General features: G+C 73.3%; 16 protein-coding genes and 1 tRNA gene. 9 read left to right on the top strand and 8 right to left on the bottom strand.

Annotated features, from left to right (window positions below; translation table 11 throughout):
• From VFZ70_11535 to VFZ70_11515, 5 genes are read left to right on the top strand one after another with little or no spacing between them, the layout of a single operon-like run.
• Window positions 1-618 (top strand): DUF4129 domain-containing protein, encoded by a 618-nt coding sequence (locus VFZ70_11535; protein HEX6256427.1) that lies wholly within the window; start codon window positions 1-3, stop codon window positions 616-618.
• Window positions 615-1,823, top strand: a complete 1,209-nt coding sequence (locus VFZ70_11530; GenBank protein HEX6256426.1) for a DUF4350 domain-containing protein — start codon at window positions 615-617, stop codon at window positions 1,821-1,823. Before VFZ70_11535 ends, VFZ70_11530 begins: the two co-directional genes overlap by 4 nt.
• A complete protein-coding gene (locus VFZ70_11525) occupies window positions 1,813-2,775 on the top strand; it encodes a MoxR family ATPase (protein ID HEX6256425.1) in 963 nt (320 codons plus the stop codon). The genes VFZ70_11530 and VFZ70_11525 overlap by 11 nt, the downstream gene beginning before the upstream one ends.
• 8 nt (window positions 2,776-2,783) lie before the next feature.
• On the top strand, window positions 2,784-4,157 hold the full coding sequence (locus tag VFZ70_11520) for a DUF58 domain-containing protein (GenBank protein HEX6256424.1): 1,374 nt from the start codon (window positions 2,784-2,786) through the stop codon (window positions 4,155-4,157).
• On the top strand, window positions 4,154-4,813 hold the full coding sequence (locus VFZ70_11515; protein ID HEX6256423.1) for an HAD family hydrolase: 660 nt from the start codon (window positions 4,154-4,156) through the stop codon (window positions 4,811-4,813). Before VFZ70_11520 ends, VFZ70_11515 begins: the two co-directional genes overlap by 4 nt.
• Window positions 4,814-4,841: 28 nt before the next feature.
• On the opposite strand, the gene VFZ70_11510 is transcribed toward VFZ70_11515, so the two are convergent.
• Window positions 4,842-5,849 carry a stage II sporulation protein M gene (locus VFZ70_11510; GenBank protein HEX6256422.1) on the bottom strand — a complete coding sequence of 336 codons (1,008 nt, stop codon included), beginning with the start codon at window positions 5,847-5,849 and terminating at the stop codon, window positions 4,842-4,844.
• 49 nt (window positions 5,850-5,898) lie between these two features.
• On the opposite strand from VFZ70_11510, the gene VFZ70_11505 reads away from it, so the two are divergent.
• The gene (locus VFZ70_11505) at window positions 5,899-6,681 is read left to right on the top strand and encodes an RDD family protein (protein HEX6256421.1); all 783 of its coding nucleotides are present in this window, start codon (window positions 5,899-5,901) and stop codon (window positions 6,679-6,681) included.
• Window positions 6,682-6,685: 4 nt separating this feature from the next.
• Here VFZ70_11505 and VFZ70_11500 read toward each other — a convergent pair whose 3' ends face one another.
• Both VFZ70_11500 and VFZ70_11495 read right to left on the bottom strand, forming a co-directional pair.
• Window positions 6,686-8,098: a hypothetical protein gene (locus VFZ70_11500; GenBank protein HEX6256420.1), complete on the bottom strand. Its 1,413-nt coding sequence runs from the start codon at window positions 8,096-8,098 to the stop codon at window positions 6,686-6,688.
• Entirely contained in the window at window positions 8,095-9,114 is a 1,020-nt protein-coding gene (locus VFZ70_11495; GenBank protein ID HEX6256419.1) for an iron ABC transporter substrate-binding protein, read from the bottom strand. Before VFZ70_11495 ends, VFZ70_11500 begins: the two co-directional genes overlap by 4 nt.
• A 132-nt stretch (window positions 9,115-9,246) precedes the next feature.
• On the opposite strand from VFZ70_11495, the gene VFZ70_11490 reads away from it, so the two are divergent.
• Window positions 9,247-10,071 (top strand): glycosyltransferase family 2 protein, encoded by an 825-nt coding sequence (locus VFZ70_11490; protein ID HEX6256418.1) that lies wholly within the window; start codon window positions 9,247-9,249, stop codon window positions 10,069-10,071.
• A 64-nt stretch (window positions 10,072-10,135) separates the two neighbouring features.
• Here the strand turns inward: VFZ70_11490 and VFZ70_11485 are convergent, their stop codons facing one another.
• Complete coding sequence (locus VFZ70_11485) at window positions 10,136-10,267, bottom strand: hypothetical protein (GenBank protein ID HEX6256417.1); 132 nt, start codon at window positions 10,265-10,267, stop codon at window positions 10,136-10,138.
• Between the two features lie 277 nt (window positions 10,268-10,544).
• Here VFZ70_11485 and VFZ70_11480 point away from each other — a divergent pair, with 277 nt between their 5' ends.
• Window positions 10,545-12,476 carry a PLDc N-terminal domain-containing protein gene (locus VFZ70_11480; GenBank protein ID HEX6256416.1) on the top strand — a complete coding sequence of 644 codons (1,932 nt, stop codon included), beginning with the start codon at window positions 10,545-10,547 and terminating at the stop codon, window positions 12,474-12,476.
• A gap of 83 nt (window positions 12,477-12,559) precedes the next feature.
• Here VFZ70_11480 and VFZ70_11475 read toward each other — a convergent pair whose 3' ends face one another.
• From VFZ70_11475 to VFZ70_11465, 3 genes are all read right to left on the bottom strand, one after another.
• Window positions 12,560-13,240, bottom strand: coding sequence for a DUF3105 domain-containing protein (locus VFZ70_11475; GenBank protein ID HEX6256415.1), 681 nt, complete (start codon window positions 13,238-13,240; stop codon window positions 12,560-12,562).
• Window positions 13,240-14,163, bottom strand: coding sequence for a protein kinase (locus VFZ70_11470; protein HEX6256414.1), 924 nt, complete (start codon window positions 14,161-14,163; stop codon window positions 13,240-13,242). Before VFZ70_11470 ends, VFZ70_11475 begins: the two co-directional genes overlap by 1 nt.
• Window positions 14,164-14,329: 166 nt before the next feature.
• The gene (locus VFZ70_11465; protein HEX6256413.1) at window positions 14,330-15,967 is read right to left on the bottom strand and encodes a LuxR C-terminal-related transcriptional regulator; all 1,638 of its coding nucleotides are present in this window, start codon (window positions 15,965-15,967) and stop codon (window positions 14,330-14,332) included.
• A 109-nt stretch (window positions 15,968-16,076) separates the two neighbouring features.
• Here VFZ70_11465 and VFZ70_11460 point away from each other — a divergent pair, with 109 nt between their 5' ends.
• On the top strand, window positions 16,077-16,916 hold the full coding sequence (locus VFZ70_11460; protein ID HEX6256412.1) for a methyltransferase domain-containing protein: 840 nt from the start codon (window positions 16,077-16,079) through the stop codon (window positions 16,914-16,916).
• Between the two features lie 392 nt (window positions 16,917-17,308).
• Here VFZ70_11460 and VFZ70_11455 read toward each other — a convergent pair.
• Window positions 17,309-17,381 (bottom strand) — tRNA-Ala (locus VFZ70_11455).
• Window positions 17,382-17,403: the final 22 nt, after the last annotated feature.

The raw sequence follows: 17,403 nt of genomic DNA, 5'->3' as shown, positions 1-17,403 counted from the left end.
GTGGCGTCGCTGACCCCGTCCGACCTCGACGCGGGCGCCATCCGCGACGCGACCGAGCAGGTGCTCGCCGGCCCGGCCTACGGGCCCGCACGACCCGGGCTGCTGTCGCGGGTGCTCACCGTGGTCATCGATGCGGTCGCCGGCGGACTGGATCGGGTGCTGTCCGCCGGAGGGGGTGGGGTGGCACTGGCCGTCGTGGCCGGCGCGGTCGTGGTGATCGTCGTGATCGCGTGGCTGCTGACACGCCGTGTCCGCCGCGACCGCCAGCGGCGGCCGCGACCCGGTCGCATCGCGGGGCGCACCGGCGACGACTGGCGTCGGGAGGCGGAGGTGCACGTCGCGCAGGAGGCCTGGGCGCGCGCGTTGCGGTGTCTGTACCGGGCCCTGCTCGCAGACCTGGTCTCGGTCGGCGCGATCGACGAGGTTGCAGGACGCACCGCGCGGGGCTACCTCCGCGACGTCACCGCCTCGGCGCCCGACGCCGAAGGGCCGATGTCCATCGTGACCGAGGCGTTCGAATCCGCCTGGTACGACGGCGGTGCGGTCACCGCGTCCGACGTCGCGCGGGTGCGGACGGCCGCTGACCAGGTCCGTTCGTTCCTCCTCGTCGCCGCATGACGACGCCGCAGCGCAAGGGTCACGGCCCCGGGACCGCACCGGAACCGCACGACGTCGACGATCAGGTGCTGTGGCGATGGGTGTGGCACCGGGCGCGACGGCACTGGGCGCTGCTGACGCTCGCGGCCGCCATCCTGGCGACCGCGGCGCTGACGGCGACGATGCCCGATGACGGCCTGCCGCTGGATCCGACCGCCACGGGCGCCGACGGCACCCGCGCGCTGGTCGACGTGCTCGCGGCGCTCGGGCGCCCGGCCGGTGTCGTCGACCCCGGGGCGATCGGGGACGCCGACGTCGTCCTGCTGCTGCGCGATCAGCTGACCACCCGGCAACGCGAGCACCTCCGCGAGCGTGTGCGGGCCGGCGCGCGCGTCGTCGTCGCCGATCCCGCGTCCGAACTGGTCCCCGACACGACGGCTCGCACCGGTCTGCTCCACCGCCGGCTGACCGCCGACTGCGACCTGTCCGCCACGCTGGCCGCACGCGAGATCAGGCCCGGCAGTGGCGCCGCGCTGTTCGAGACGCCAGATGACGCCGCAGCATGCTTCCCCGCCGCCGACGGTGCCTGGCTGGTCGCCGAGCCCCTCGGTCGCGGCCATGTCATCGCGCTCGGCGATCCGTCGCCGTTGACCAACGCCCGGCTCGCCGTCGCCGACCACGCGCCGCTCGTGGTGGGCCTGCTCACGCCGGGTGGCGGTCGCGAGATCGAGATCGTCCGTCCGGTGCTGCGCACGGCGGGTGACGACGAGACCTTGTCCGACCTCGTGCCGACGGGTGTGCGCACGATGGTGGGCCAACTGCTGCTCGCCTTCGGCGTCGTCGTGCTGTGGAGGGCGCGGCGGCTGGGCAGGCCGCTGCGCGACGCATCACGCGTGCGGCTGCCGAGCTCGGATCTGACGGCCGCGGTCGGCGCGCTGCTGGCCCGCAACCGGACACGGAGCAGCGCGGCGCGGCGGATCGTCGCGGGATCGCGGCGCCGTCTGACGCGACAGCTCGGGCTGTCGCCGGACGCGGCGGACGACGAGGTCGCGCGCGCCGTCGCAGCCGTCACCGGCGAGGATGCCGGGCGGGTGACCACACTGCTCGATCCCCCGCCACCGACCGACGACCCCGAGCTGCTGGAGATCGCCTCCGGCCTGGCGACGCTCGAGCAGGTCGTGGAGCGCAACCTGACGCTGGACATGGAGCCCGCTGATGCCGACTGACGCCGCCACCCACCACGATCTGCTGACGGCGGTCCGCGCCGAGCTCTCCAAGATCGTCGTCGGGCACGACGAGGTCGTCGACGGGCTGCTCGTGGCTCTGCTGGTCGGCGGCCACGCGCTGCTGGAAGGTGTCCCCGGCACTGCGAAGACGCTGCTCGCCACCACGCTGGCGACGACGCTCGACCTCGGCGTGCAGCGTGTGCAGTTCACGCCGGATCTGATGCCCAGCGATCTGCTGGGCCGGGTCGTGTACCGGCAGGACACCGGGACGTTCGTGTTCCACGAGGGTCCGGTGTTCACCAACCTGCTGATCGGCGACGAGATCAACCGCACGCCACCCAAGACACAGGCGGCACTGCTCGAGGCGATGCAGGAACGCCAGGTGTCGGTCGAGGGCGAACCGCGCGCGCTGCCGTCACCGTTCCTCGTGGTGGCGACGCAGAACCCGGTGGAGTACGAGGGCACCTATCCCCTGCCGGAGGCCCAGGTCGACCGCTTCCTCGTGAAGCTGGCGGTCGGCTACCCCGACGCCGACCAGGAGCAGGCCATGCTCGTCCGCCACCACGCCGGGTTCGACATGACCGACCTGTCGGCCGCAGGGGTGACGACCGTGGCCGACGCCGCCGCGATCGGCCGTGCCCGCGAGGCCGTGGGCTCGATCCACGTCGACGATCGGATCCTTGGCTACCTGGTCGAGCTCGCCCGTGCCACGCGGGCCGCACCGTCGGTGCAGCTCGGCGTCAGTCCCCGCGGGACCGCCATGCTGCTGCACACCGCGAAGGCGTGGGCGTGGCTGTCCGGACGCGACTTCGTCACGCCCGACGAGGTCCAGGCGATGGTCCTGCCCACCTGGCGGCACCGGCTGCAGCTGCGCCCGGAGGTAGAGCTGGAGGGCGCGACAGCGGACGCCGTCCTCCGGGGGTTGCTGCGCTCGACGCCCGTCCCGCGCTGAGCTCGCACATGCTGCCCGTCGTCACCCGCCGCCTGGCTGTGCTGGCAGCGGTCGGCGCACCCGTCGCCCTGGTCGGCGGGCTGTGGTGGGTGCTCGCGTACGACGTGCTGCTGCTGGCCGCCGCGACCGCCGACTGGCTCCGCACGCCCCGACCCGCGCGCGTCGACGTGCGCCGTGACGCACCCGACGTGCTGACGGTCGGCGCGACCGGCCGGCTCACGTGGACCGTCGCGAACCCGGGCGACGCACCGCTGCGGGTCGCGTTGGCCGATGAACTGGACCGGGCGCTCGGCGCGCCGACACGCCGCGCCGCCATGACCGTCCCCCCGCGGGGCCGCGCCCACCGCACGGTCGTGCTGCACCCGTCCCGGCGCGGTCACTTCACGCTCGGACGCGTCACCGTCCGCGTCTGCGGACCGTGGGGCCTGATCGGCCGGCAGCGGTGGCGCGAGCTCGCTGGCGCCGTGATCGTCTATCCACGGTTCCGATCGCGCACGCCGATCGAACTGCGTCTGCGGCGGGCGCTGCAACTGCAGGCCGGTGACCGGGCGGTCCGCCTGGTCGGCGCCGGGCTCGACTTCGACAGCCTGCGCGACTACACCGTCGACGACGAGGTGCGGCGCATCGACTGGGCGGCCACGGCACGCTCGCCGCGTGCCGTGGTGCGCACCTACCGCGCCGAGCGCAACCAGGTGGTGCTGATCCTGGTCGATTGCGGGCGCACGATGGCGACGCTGGTCGGCGGGGTGGCCGACGGTGATGGCGCGGCCCGTGGCGCATCCACGGGGCCCGAAATGGACGGCCTCGGCGCCGACGGCATCTCGCGGCTCGAGCATGCGATCGACGCGGCGCAGGGCGTGACACGGCTGGCCACGGGCCTCGGTGACCGGGTGGGGATGCTGGCGTTCGCCGACCGCGTGCTGGCGACGCTGCCACCCCGCAGCCAGACCGATCAGCTGCGCAGGCTGACGCTGTTCCTCGCGGCCGTCGAACCTCAGCTGGTGGAGTCGGACTACCGGACGGCGTTCACGACTGCGCTCGCGCAGTTCCCGCGACGTGCCCTGGTGATCGTGCTCAGCGAGCTCGCCAACGAGGCGGCGGCGCACACGCTGCTGCCTGCGCTGGGCTTGATGCGCAGGCGCCACCTGGTGGTTGTCGGCGCCGTCCGTGACCCGGTCGTCGAGCGCTGGAGCTCGACCCCCGCGACCGGCATCGAGGAGGTGTACCGCCAGGCGGCCGCCATCCACATGCTGGAGCGCCGCCGGGCGACCGCCGCACGGCTGCGCGCGGCCGGTGCGACCGTCGTCGACGCCGCGCCCGGCGCCCTGGCCACGACGTTGGCGGACGCCTACACCGACGTCAAGGCGAGGGGGCGCCTGTGAGGCGCCCGTCGGGGCTCGAGGCCGTCGTCTTCGACGTCGGCGAGGTACTGATCGACGAGACGCGCGTGTGGCACACGTGGGCGGACCTGCTCGGGCTGACCAGGCTGACCTTCGTCGCAGCGCTGGGCGCCGTGATCGCCGGCGGCGCGGAGCACGACGCCGTGTTCGATCTGGTCGCGCCCGGGGTCGACTGGCATGCACTCGAGGAAGAGCACGAACGGCGCTACGGCGGGTTCACCGACGCCGACGTCTACTCCGACGTGCGCGCCACGCTGACCGCCGTGCGCGGGATGGGGCTGACGGTGGTCGTGGCGGGCAACCAGCCGGCGCGGCGCCGCGCGCAGCTCGCGGCGCTGGACCTGCCCGTCGACGCCCTCGCCACGAGCGACGACCTGGGCACCGACAAGCCGGCCGCCGCGTTCTTCGCCCGGGTGTGCGAGCTCGCCGCCAGCGCACCGGCGGGCGTGCTCTACGTCGGTGACCGGATCGACAACGACGTGGTCCCCGCCGCACGGTCCGGACTGCGCACGGCGTGGCTGCGCCGGGGCCCCTGGGGACTGCTCCAGCGCCCGACGGACGACCCTCGACCCGATCTGGTCCTGGCGACGCTGGCCGATCTCCCGACGGCGCTCGCGGACATGGGTGCACCGGGGTGACCCCGCAGCGACGCGACCGCGCGACGGATCAGCGGCGCTCGCCGCGGGCCCGTGCGCCGGCGGCCGCGGCGGGGTCGGCGACGGGCACGGCCGCGGCGCGTGGCCCCAACCGCAGCACGTAGCCCACGAAGACGACCTCGACGGCCACACCGATGCCGACCCGGGCCCAGGTCGGCAACGGTGACCCGGTCACGAAGCCCTCGACGAGTCCTGCAAGCACGAACGCCGCGACCAGGCCGATGACGATCGCCACCGATCGCCGCCCTTCTGCAGCCAGCGCCTCGCCCCGCGGGCGGTCGCCGGGGTCTATGAGCGTCCAGCCCAGCTTCAACCCGGCACCGCCCGCGATGAAGACGGCCGTCAGCTCGAGCAGGCCGTGGGGCAGGATGAGTCCCCAGAAGCGCGGCAACTCACCCGCCGCGGCGAACAGGCCGGCCGCGCCGCCACCGTTGGCGCCGTTGAGCACCAGGACCCAGGCGGTCGGCACGCATGCCAGCACCCCGCCGGCGAACGCGAGCACGCTGACGCGGATGTTGTTGGTCGTCACCTGCGTGGCGAACTGCGCCGAGGGTTGCGCCGTGTAGTAGTCGGCGAAGTCGCGTTCGACGTAGGCCTCGCGCAGCACCGGCGGCGCCGCGACGTCGAGCGCGCGGGGCGACGATGCCAGCCAGACGGCCATGGCGACCGCAGGGACCATGAACAGCGCGAACGACACCGCGATCTGCCGGCGCGCGTGCCACACGGCTCCGGGGAAGCCGTGCGTCACGAACAGCGCGGCGTCCCGCCAGGTGCCCGTGCGACTGCCGTAGATCGCCGCGCGTGCCCGCCCGACCCGCCGTGTCAGTTCGGCCGTCAGCGCCGCGTCGTCGTAGCGGGTCCGCGCGATCGACAGGTGCGTCGACGTCCGTTCGTAGCCGGACACCAGCTCGTCGACGTCGTCGGCCGACAGGTGCCGCCCGCGTTCGACCGTGCCGACGAGCTCGTCGAGCCGTTCCCAACCGGCACGGTTGCCCGCGATGAAGCCGTCGATGTCCACAGCGCCTATCGTGGCACGGTCCGAGCGGTCCGGGAGGTGGCGACATCACATGAGCCGCGACCATGTGCTGGTCTCCCCCGAGGCCGTCCCGCTGGACGTTCCGGAGGCGACGGTCGGTTCGCGCGGAGTCGCGGTGATGATCGACTGGGCGCTGCAGACCATCGCGTACTTCGTGCTCATCGCCGCCGTCGGCGCGTCCGTGGCCAGGCCGGGCGCCCCGGAGTGGGTGATCGTGACGGCGATCACCCTCGTCGTGTTCCTCGCGTACTTCGGCTATCCGATCGCGTTCGAGACGGTGTGGCGCGGCGGCGGACGCACCCCGGGCAAGGCGCTGATGGGCCTACGGGTCGTCACCGTCGAAGGCGCGCCCGTGCGGTTCCGCCACGCTGCGATCCGTGCGGCCCTGGGTCTCGTCGACTTCGCCGCGACCTTCGGCCTCGGCGCCGTGCTGGCCAGCATGCTGTCGCGTCGCAACCAGCGGCTCGGTGACATGGTCGCCGGCACCGTCGTGATCCGCGAACGCGTCGGATCCGGCACCTCACGACCGCACGACTTCACCGTGCCGGCCGCCGCCGGGGTGCTCGCCGACGACATCGACACGAGCGCGCTGGGCCCGCGCGACTACGCGGCGGTCCGCGCGTACCTGCTGCGGGCGGACGCCCTGTCCCCTGCGCGACGCGACGACGTGGGCCGCGAGCTGCTCGCGGCGCTCGAACCTCGCCTGGGGCCGGTGCCTGACGCTCTCGAGCCGCAGGTCGCGTTGCAGACCGTCGCCGCGCGGTACCAGCAGCGCCATCGGGCCGACGACCGCGGGGCGGCGTCGCCCCGGTGATGCCTCAGCGGCGTGCGGTGCGCGCTCCGACCACGGCAAGGCAGGCGACGACGACCAGCCACACACCGTGACGCCACCACGTCGCCGCGGTCGGAGCGAGGTAGTCCGGCAGCGCGCCGCTCCACAGGCGGTACCACGGGTTCGCCGTGGCGAAGAAGTCGACGACCAGCGTCAGCCGCCCCGACGACGCCTCCCACGCCAGCAGCAGCCATGACGCCACGCCGACCGCGCCCAGCGCCGCGGTCGCCAGCAGCGCCGGGCGATGCCGGTCGGCCCACCAGGCGATCAACAGCACCGCCGCGGGCAGGACGACGACGATCTGACGTCCGGGCACCCACCAGCCGGCCATCGTCAGCGCCACGTAGGACGCCGTGAGCCAGCCGACCGCGAGGACGGCGACCAGCAGGCGGGAGCCCGACACGCGTGCGCGCAGCGCGGCGACGGTGGCGGGCACCAGCAGGAGCCACGCGGGCTGCCAGGCCGCGATGCCGAACGCGCGCTCGACCAGGAGGCCGAGCAGCCGGGTCGTGCGCGCCCAGTGGTCCGGTGCGGTGCCGACGACACCGAGCTCGCCGGTGCCGACGAAGTGGTCGGCGCTCGCGTAGACGGTCCAGCCGGTCCAGACACGATGGTGGATCAGCAGGTAGACGACGCCGGCGACCGCGAGCGCGCCGACGACCACCTCCGCCCGGCGCAGGTGGCCCCGTTGCGCCAGTCGCGCCAGCAACGCGGCGGCCAGCACGGCCGCGACGGGCGCGTACTTGACGCCGAGCCACGGCAGCGCGCAGCACGCGAGCACCACCACGGCGACCGCACGCCGGCGCCGCAACGGGCCGAGCAGCGCCGCCAGCGCCATGCCGACGACGAGCGCCGCCGGGAGCTCGGGATACACCTGGGAGCCATAGGGAGCCAGAGGGACCGACGTCGCGAGCACCGCGGTCACCGTGGCGGCGACGGCCGGTCGCACCGCGAGGCGCGTCACGGCCACGGCGACGAGCAGCGCCGCCAGCAGCGCCGCCAGCACCGCGAGCGTGACCTTGGCGCCCACCCATCCGCCGAGGGCCACGCCGGGCGCCAGCAGCACGGGCAGCAACGGATCGTGCGGACTGATGCGGACCCCGCCGGGCAGCGGGCGGGTCTGCTGTGGCAGGTCGGCGGCGTGGAACGCGCGCCACACCTGACCCGCCAGCTCATCGCTGATGTCGAGGTCTCCGTCGCGGGCGAGGCTGACGGCGGTCAGGAGGTACTGGGGCTCATCGGCCGTCGTGCGCGCGCCATACGTGGCACGCGCCGGCACGCCCGCCAGCGCGCCGGCCAGCGCGACCAACGCGGCGACGGCCATCGCCACGACGAGCGGCGGCGGACGTGCACGCCGGCGGCGCGGTACCGCACGTGCCCGCGCTGCGGATCCGATCACCCATCGAGTCCGCTGTCGCGGATGAGCTCGAGTGTCGCGGTCAGGCCGTCACCGAGGTCGTTGACGTCGACGGCGGGCACGGTCGACAGGTCGAGCGGCGGCACGTCATCGGCGGGTTCGACCCCCGAGGCCAGCGGGTACTCCTTCGTCTCGTCGGCGAAGAAACGCTGCGCCGGCTCGCTCAGCAGGAACTCGACCAGGCGCTGTGCGTCCGGGTGGTCGGAGGCCGCGGTCACCGCGACGGTCGAGTCGATCAGCAGCGCGCCGATGTCGCGTCCGCCGAAGACGTGGTTGCGGCTGGGCAGATCGGGGTCCTCCTCGAGGAACCGGTAGTTGTAGTAGTGGTTGACCAGCCCCATGGGCACCTCGCCGCGACCGACCGCCTCGACGATGGCGTTGTTGTTGGCATAGGTCGGGGCGTCGTTGGCCGCGAGTCCCTCCAGCCACGCACGCGCGACGTCGTCGCCCTCGGTCTGACGCAACGCCGTGACGAAGTCCTGGAACGATCCGTTCGACGGCGCCACTGCGACGCGCCCGGCGTATGGGGGATCGTTGACGTCCAGCACGGACGATGGCAGGTCGGACTCATCCAACTCGTCGGCGTTGTAGACGAGTACGCGTTGCCGACCCGTCACGCCCAGCCAGCGGTCGTCATCTCCGCGGAACTGCTCATCGACCTGCGTCAGCACGTCGTCGGGCAGCTGGGCGAGGCGGTCGTTGGCAGCCAGGAAGCCGGTGGCACCCGGCGTCTGCGAGTAGAAGATGTCGGCCGGAGAGGCGTCGCCCTCCTCGTCGATCAGCAGGGCGAGGTCGGCCGAGTCGCCGTAGCGCACGTCGATGGCGATGCCGGTCTCCTCGTTGAACGCCTCGAGCACGGGCGTGACCAGGCTCTCCCCACGTCCGGAGTAGATCGTCAGCCGTTCCGAGCCGGCCGCGCCCGTGCACGCGGCGAGGACGACCGCGCCGACGAGCCATAGCCCGACGGCGAGCAGCCGACGGCGATGTGCGCCAGCCACGCCTCGCGTGGCGGCGCGGGCACGAGTGGGACCTGCATCTGTCATCACGCTGTCAGCCCTCCGACCCCGACCGATGGAACCGTCGCACGTGGGTGCGACATCGAGCGATGACTTAGGTTAGCCTAAGCTCATATGGGATCACCAACCGCTCCGCAGGCCGGCGGCATCGCGCTCGTGCTGCCCGCACACAACGAGGCGGCGACCGTCGCCGCTGTGATCGACCGGACGCCGGACACCGTAGCGGGCATCGCCGTGAGCTGCGTGGTCGTCGATGACGGCTCGACGGACGCCACCGCCGAGCTCGCGCGCCTCGCGGGTGCGACGGTGATCGGTCATGGCGCCCGGCGCGGGCTCGGCGCCGCGGTGCGCACCGGGCTGCGTCACGCGGTGCGCTGTGGTGTGCGCGTCGTCGCCTTCTGCGACGCCGACGGTGAGTACGCGCCGGAGGAGCTCGGCAACCTCGTCCTGCCCATCCTGCGTGGCGACGCCGACTACGTCGTCGGATCGCGCTTCGCCGGGACGATCAGGCGCATGCATCCGCACCGCCGCGCCGGCAACCACGTGCTCACCTGGGCGCTGCGTCGCCTGGCGGACACCGCCATCACCGACGGTCAGAGCGGGTACCGCGCGCTGTCCGCCGACGCCGCGCGCACCGCCGAGATCGTCCACGACTACAACTACGCCCAGGTGCTGACCCTCAACCTGCTACGCCAGGGCCTCCGGTACGCGGAGGTCCCGATCTCCTACGCGTTCCGGGAGCATGGACGGTCGTTCGTCCAGCTGCACCACTACCTGCGCGCGGTGGTGCCGGCGATATGGCGCGAGCTCGCCGCGTCGCGTGCTGACGCACCGGTCGACAGCGTGGGCGCGGTCGCCGCTGCCATCGCGCCTGCCGCACGGCCGAGTCGTCAACGCAGCTCGGCAGCCGGTGGCTCGGTGCCATCGCTCTGGCGGTGACGCCACACGGCGACGGTGTCGTAGCGGTCACCCCCGACCGGGGAGCGTGGCCACGCGCGGTCACTCACTGCGCGATGGCCACTGCCACGAACGCCGACGCGTCCCCGACCGCCGCGTCGTCGACCATCAGCAGCGTCCCGGTGGCGACCTCGTCACCGGCCAGCAGCGCACGCGCCGTTCGTCGGGGGGCCAGCACGGCCGCAACGACCGGGCTCGGCGACCTGTTCCATCCGCTTCGGGCCGCCGCCACCGTCGGCGAGCAGCCAGACACGATCCGGGCGCGCGGGCGGCAACCCGGACGACCTTCCCAGGACCTGCACCCGGCCGGCTCCCGGGGCGAGCGCCAACGTGCGACCGCCAGCGGTCTGCACGACCGCGTGCGCGCCCACCCGCTCGACAGCGCTGCGTCCCTCGGTGCGCGTCGCCGGTGGTGCGATGATGAGGTCCGAGGACACGGCGGAAGGTGCCCGACGGTGTGGTGGCGCGTCGCGCTGACGCTGCTGGCCGGCCTGGTGCTCGCCGGGTGCGGAAGCCGGGACGATCCTGGTGAGGTCCGCATCGGCATGCTCGACAACGTGTTCACCCGCGACGTGACCCGGGTGCCGGTGGACGCCGAGATCGTGTTCCACAACCAGGGCAAGACCGTGCACAACGCGGTCGCGGTCGACGGGTCGTGGTCCACCGCCGACACCTTCGGCGCCGACGTGCTGCCCACCGGCGCGGCGACCACGATCACCGTCGACCGTCCCGGCGTCTACCGCTACTACTGCACGCTCCACGGCACGGCTGACGGGGACGGCATGTACGCCACGTTGGTGGTCGGTGACGTACCCTACGCCGCCGATCCCGACACCGCGCCGCAGCGCGCCGTGGCGGCGGCATCGGGCGTGACCCGCCGGGTGCCCGAGGACCACCGCACGATCCAGGGCGCCGTCGACGCCGCCGATCCGGGGGACCTGGTCCTCGTGGGGCCCGGCGTGTACCGCGAAGAGGTCAAGATCGACACGCCGTCCCTGGTGCTGCGCGGCACCGACCGGAACGCGGTCGTCATCGACGGCGGGTTCGTTCGTCCCAACGCGGTCAGCGTCACCGCCGACGGCGTCGCCGTCGAGAACCTCACGGTGCGCAACGCCCGGCTCAACGGCCTGTTCTGGACCGGCGTGACGGGCTATCGCGCCACCAACGTGACGTCGGTCAACAACGAGGTCTACGGCATCTACGCGTTCGATTCGGTCGACGGGCTGTTCGAGAGCTCGTGGGCATCGGGGTCGGCCGACGCCGGCTTCTACATCGGGCAGTGTGACCCCTGTCGCGCGGTGATCCGCGACGTGGTGGCGGAGCGCAACGGACTGGGCTACTCGGGCACGAACGCCAGCGGCGATCTGCACATCGTGTCGTCGACGTGGCGCCACAACATCGCCGGCATCGTGCCGAACACGCTCGACACGGAACTGCTGCCGCCGGCGGAGCGCGTCGACATCGTGGGCAACCTCGTCTACGACAACGGCGTCGACGACGTGCCGACGTTGGAGATCGAGTGGCCGTCGTACGGCGGTGGCATCATCGCCGCCGGCACCAATGACGTGCGCATCGAGCGCAACCGCATCATCGGCAACGCGATGCACGGCGTGCTCGTCACGCCGAACCTGTCCGACCACCTGTGGCTCGCGTCGGACAACCACGTCCGCGACAACGTCGTGGGCGGTTCGGGCCGCGCCGATCTCGCGCTCGCGGGACCAGCGGGCGCCGCCAACTGCTTCTCGGACAACGACGCGGGCCGCACGGTCCCGGTCGCCCTCCAGTCCGTGCAGGGCTGCGACGGCCCGCGCCTGCCGTGGCGGTGGGATCTGTCGACAGCCGCGAACAACCTGGGCTACGTCGCCGAGGCGGCGCGCGGGCTCGCACCCGACAACCCGCCGCGCGACCAACCCCCTCCCCCACCGCAACCACAGCTGGTCGGCGGTGTCGACGCACCGGTCCGCCCGGCGGTCGACGTCTACGACCAGCTACGCCTGGATCTCGCCGCCATCGACGTGCCCGCCGCTCCCGACGGCGAGGTCGCCCCGCACCACGCACCGGAGGTGCTCGTGTCCGGACTCCCGCTGCTCGCGACCGGGTTCTGGTCGGTCCTGTTCGGGCTGTACGCCTACCTGCTGCCGTTCGCACTGGTCGCCGCCTGGATCGCGCTGGCGCTGTGGGACCTGGCGCGCCGCGACGATCTGGGCCGCGGCGCCACGCTGGCGTGGATGGCGGTCGTGCTGCTCGTGCCGTTCGTCGGGGTGGTCGCCTATCTGCTGGCGCGCGCCAGCCTGCCCGTCTGGTTCCGTACGGCGATCGTGCTGGGCGGGCTGGGCGCCTACGCGGTGGTACTCGTGCTCGGCGCGGTCGTCGGCGGCATCGTGTGACGCACAGCGTGGCGCGCACGACGCGGATGCTGCGGGGCGGTGCACCGCAACGGTTCGCACCCGAAGCCGCGCCTCGGGGACGATCAGTGGCCGGCCGTGATCGGTCCGCTCGGCCCGAACCGTTCGACGAAGCGATCCAGCGCGGTCAGGTCGAGACCCTCACAGCGCTGCAACCTGCCCCACGCCGCGAACGCGACGGCCCCGCTCGGGACGCCGTCGTACGGCGTCACCGCCACGCGTGCGGCATACCGGGAGCGCACGCGGTCGCGCAGCCGAGCGACGTCGTCAGCCGCCAGGCCCCGATGGGTCACCACCACGCCACCAGCCTCCAGCACCGACACCTGCTCCGGCTCGGTCAGCGGACGCGCCCGACTGCGTACGTCGACGTCGACGTGCCCGGACGCGTGCCAACCCGACGTCGGCGGCTGGGACGAGAACGGCACGGGTGGCTCGCGGCCACCGAGCAGGTGCGAACCGGTCTGCAGGGGTGGACGCTCCACGCCCGCGCACGACACGGCGCCCGGTGCGCCCGACGTGACCGGTGGCGACGCCTGGGCGGCCGGGTCGCCAGCGGCCGCCGACCGGTCGTCCGCTGGACGCGTGGGGCCGCCGGCCGGCGTCGCCGGACCGTCGCGGCGCCCGGTCGTCCCGTCGTCGGGAGCCGGAGACGCCCCGCCGGCCACCTCGGCCGGGGCGCCGGCGCACGCCGACGCCAGCAGCGCGGCCCCCACCACGAGGCCCGCCGCACGCGTTCGACGCGTCATCACCACAGTCGCCGCTCGGGACCTGCCCCACGACGTAGCCAACGGCCCAGGCGACCACCCGACATCACGCCCGCATCGTGCTGCCGCGGCTCGGGCGGGGCCACGGCCGCCTGCGCAGGCGCGCCGGCGGCGGCCAGCAAGGCCGCGCACGACTGGTACCGGTCAGCCGCGTTCGGCGCCATGCCGGTGCGCACGGCCGCTCTCAACGCGACCGCGCCCCCACCGTCGGGCACCGGCGCCGAACTTCCGCGGCCGTTCGACGTACCCGCCGCGAACGGCGGTCGTCCGGCCGTCAGGTGCGCCAGCGCGCACGCCAGCGCGTACTGATCCGACTCCGGGCGCGTGCCACGTCCCCGGATCTGCTCGGGAGCGACGTAGGGCACCTCCTCAGCCGTTGCACCGCTGGCGCGGCCACGGCCCAACCGGTCGTCGAGGCCGAAGTCCGTGAGCACGAGCCGGTCGCCGTCCACATCGACCAGCACCGTCCGTGGCCCGATGGCGCCGTGCGCGAGTGCGACGTCGTGCAGCGCGTCGAGCGCGATCGCGAGCGGTTCGAGCAGTTCGATCGCGCGAGTGGGGTCGGCCGGCCCCCACCGTCCGACCGCCTCACCCAGGGTCAGCGCGCCGACGTCACCGGTCACCACGTATACGCGCTCGTCGATCGTGCCCGCGTCGTGGATCGGAGCCAGCGCCGGGTGCCGCAGCGGCGCGACGCGTTCGATGGTCCGCACGAGCGCCTCACGCTCACGCCGATCCGCCGCGTCGTAGATGCGCACCCGATGCGGGACGCCTGCCTCCTGGCGCACGCCGCGGTACACCGCCGCCGGCCCGCCGTCGGTGCGGGCGTCCCAGATCTGCGACACCGCGTCGGTCCACAACAGGCCACGCAGCTCGTACGGTCCGATGGTCGTCCCTGCCTGCATACCGCGTCCTCCCGTCGGCGTGACACGGCCCGGCCGCAACGTGGAGTTCCCCACACCCCGCGTCACTGCCGCCCTGCGTCCGGCCTCCGGGTCGTGGCCATCCGCGCCTGCCGTGGACACGGTAGCGTCAACGCACGTCACAGCGCGTCCGGGCATCCGGACACCGTTACGTCCGGATGCCCCGCAGCGCGCGTGCCGCGGCCTCCGCCCGGGTCCTCACCTGGAGCGCCGACAGGATGCTGCTGACGTGGTGCTCGACGGTGCGGCGGCTGATGAACAGCCGTTCGGCGATGTCGGCGTTCGACAGGCCTTCGGCGACCAGATCGAGCACCTCGTGCTGTCGGGCGGTCAGGACGCCGTCGACAGGTGGGCGAGCGGGGCCGGTTTCACCGAGACGGCGCAGCAGCTGTGCGGCGGCGTCGGCGCCACGCACGGCTCCGATGGCCTGGAAGCCCTCGAGCGCTGAGCGGGCCTCACCGGTCGCGACCTGTGGTCGCTCGTCGGCGAGCAGCGTCGCGAGCTGCAGTCGTGTGCCGGCGATGTCGTGGGCCATGCCACCATCGGCGAACGCGACGAGCGCCTCCTCGAGGTGGGCCGCCGCCGCCTGGCCGGCCGTGGCGGCCGCGATCCCCGCCCGGGCGCGGGCGGCGAACCCTCGCACCGAGGGCACACCGCAGCTGTCGGCGAGCGCCTCGAGCTGGTCCGTGCGCTCGCGCGCCTGGTCGACGGCGCCGCACGCGAGCGCGACGTCGACGGCCAGCGCCACACCGGGCGCTGCCGGGAGGTCGCACGTGCCGCGTGGCAGGTGGCGATCCAGCACCGCCCGCGCGTGGTCCGGCGCGTCGCGGGCCAGCAGCACGCGCGCCCTGGGCAGCACGGCGAGCGGATGGTCCTCGTACCCTCCGATCAGCCGCGCGGCCTCCTCGATGCGGCCCTGGCGCGCCCGCAGCTCTGCCAGACGCAGCAGCGGCTCGAACCGGGTGCCGCGGTAGGTGTCGTCGTAGATCGACAGCGCGATCTGCAGCTCGCGCTCCGCGTCGACCCAACGTCCGGCGGACGTCAGCAGACCCCCGTAGTGCATGCGGCAGATCGCGGAGATCGGCAGCTCGTCCGTGCGTTCGACGTAGTGATCCACCGCGCCGAGCCACTGCTCGGCCCGTCCGACATCGATCGCCATCTCGCAGGCATGGAACAGGCTGCACCAGATGCTGCCGGCCGCCCACGCGTCACTGACCAGGCCGCTGGCGACGGCGGCGACGGCCTCATCGATCAGTCGCATGCCGTCGGCAACGGCACCCCGTTCGATGTGCGCCTTGCCGACGTAGCCGAGCGCATCGTGTTCGAGGCCCGGCGCGTCGAACCTGCGTCCGATCCCGACGGCCGCGCGGGCGCGCCGCTCACGCTCGTCGGGGTCGGACGCGACGGCGCCGAGGAACAGCTCGACCAGCCCGTGCACGACGCACACGTCACAGTCGGCCAGCATCCGCTGCGCGTGACCGATCCATCCGCTGACCGCCGCCGCGTTCCCGTACACCAGGCCGTGCAGCTGCGCCAGGTGGACCGCGACACGCGCGGCGTCCGGCCGGTCGCCGCGGCGGCGGTAGAGGGCGTACGCGCGTTCGCGGAGCGCCGCCGACTCGGCGTACGCGCCCTGCCAGTACCGCGCCTCCCCCAGGCCGTCGAGGACCTCGGCGGACTCCTCCGATGCCCGCGCCTGCTCGAACGCGTCGCTCGCCGCCGTCCAGTTGCACGCGTCGAGCGCGCGTCGCCCGCGGTCAACGAGTGCGGCTGCCTGACCCGTCATGTCGTCAGCGTGCCACACGGGGACAGGTGTCGGAATGCGTGGATCCACCGATGCGCGTGTCGACGCCCGACGCCATCCTCACGGCGGCACCTCGACAGGAGCACGCGTGATGCGGAACATGATGACGGGCGACGGCTGGCAACTGCAGGGCAACGCGGCGGACGCCTACGAGCGGTATCTGGTTCCGGCGATCTTCGACGCCATGGCACGTCGGCTCGTCGCCATCGCCGACGTGCGCCCGGGCGACCGCGTGCTCGACGTTGCCTGCGGCACCGGGGTCGTCGCTCGTGCCGCAGGCGGACGGGTGGGCCCGACCGGGTCGATAACGGGCGTTGACATCAACCCCGACATGCTCGCCGCCGCATCGGCCGCGGCGGCCGACGTGACGTCCGACATCGACTGGCGCCTCGCCGACGCCGGTGCGCTGCCGTTCGACGACGACACGTTCGACGTCGTGCTGTGCGAGGAGGCCGTGCAGTTCTTCCCCGACCCGGTCGCGGTGCTCCGTGAGATCCGCCGCGTCGCGACACGGGACGGGACGATCGCGTTCAGCGTTCTGCGCCCGTTGGCCCACAACCCGGTGTACGCCGTGTTCTCGCGGCTGCTCGGCCAGTACGCAGGTGACGCGGCGGCGCGGATGATGGCCTCGCCCTTCGCGTTCGGGGACGCGGGAGCGCTGCGGGCGGCGGCGGACGAGGCCGGCCTGACCGATGTCGTCGTGCGCATCGCAGTCGGCGAGGAGCGGTTCCCCTCGGTCGCGGAGTTCGTACGTCGCGAGGCAGCGAGCTCACCGTTGGCCGGACCACTCGCCGCGCTCGACGATGTACGCCTCGGCGCACTCGTCGCGGCGTGCGAGGACGCGTTGGCAGCGCACGTGGACGACACGGGCCTCGTGTTCCACAACGAGACCCATGTCGTCACGGCGCGTCCGGGGCGACGACCGACGTGAACAACGACGCCTGCAGGAAGGATGACTGCATCGCCACGTCCCGCAGCGGGTCCTCGCGGTCGAGCTCTGCGTAGGCCAGTCCGCCGGTCGAGTCGAGTGTGTGGACCTCGATGATGTCGGCCTGGCAGAAACCAGCGCTCTGTCATGGGTCGCGGTCGCAATGGCCGGCTCACCACCCTCACCCCGGCACGTGCCATGGCGCCTGGCACGAGACATACGCATCCGCGGCGGCACGTGTCAACAAGACCTGCGCATTCCGTGTCAAGACGTGGACAACGCCGCACTGCGGTCGCATTCGTGGCAATTTGGTGCATGTTGCGACCACGCATCGGACCTCGGACGCAGCAAACCCCCGGCCTCGGCATGGCTCCGGGGTTCAGAACGGGGTGAGGTGGAGCTGAGGGGAATCGAACCCCTGGCCTCCTCGATGCGACCGAGGCGCTCTACCAACTGAGCTACAGCCCCGCGGCACGCGATGCTAGCACTC

It is taken from the genome of Euzebyales bacterium, assembly GCA_036374135.1.
GTDB lineage: Bacteria > Actinomycetota > Nitriliruptoria > Euzebyales > JAHELV01 > JAHELV01.
Note: the sequence above shows the minus strand (reverse complement) of the source record. Positions and strands in the feature narration are given on the sequence as shown.

What these genes read in the sequence shown, in the direction of transcription:
- VFZ70_11505 (HEX6256421.1), top strand. Translation starts at nt 5,899, where the DNA reads ATGAGCCGCGACCATGTGCTGGTCTCCCCCGAGGCCGTCCCGCTGGAC.
- VFZ70_11520 (HEX6256424.1), top strand. Translation starts at nt 2,784, where the DNA reads ATGCTGCCCGTCGTCACCCGCCGCCTGGCTGTGCTGGCAGCGGTCGGC.
- VFZ70_11460 (HEX6256412.1), top strand. Translation starts at nt 16,077, where the DNA reads ATGCGGAACATGATGACGGGCGACGGCTGGCAACTGCAGGGCAACGCG.
- VFZ70_11525 (HEX6256425.1), top strand. Translation starts at nt 1,813, where the DNA reads ATGCCGACTGACGCCGCCACCCACCACGATCTGCTGACGGCGGTCCGC.
- VFZ70_11490 (HEX6256418.1), top strand. Translation starts at nt 9,247, where the DNA reads ATGGGATCACCAACCGCTCCGCAGGCCGGCGGCATCGCGCTCGTGCTG.
- VFZ70_11470 (HEX6256414.1), bottom strand. Translation starts at nt 14,163, where the DNA reads ATGCAGGCAGGGACGACCATCGGACCGTACGAGCTGCGTGGCCTGTTG.
- VFZ70_11530 (HEX6256426.1), top strand. Translation starts at nt 615, where the DNA reads ATGACGACGCCGCAGCGCAAGGGTCACGGCCCCGGGACCGCACCGGAA.
- VFZ70_11465 (HEX6256413.1), bottom strand. Translation starts at nt 15,967, where the DNA reads ATGACGGGTCAGGCAGCCGCACTCGTTGACCGCGGGCGACGCGCGCTC.
- VFZ70_11475 (HEX6256415.1), bottom strand. Translation starts at nt 13,240, where the DNA reads ATGACGCGTCGAACGCGTGCGGCGGGCCTCGTGGTGGGGGCCGCGCTG.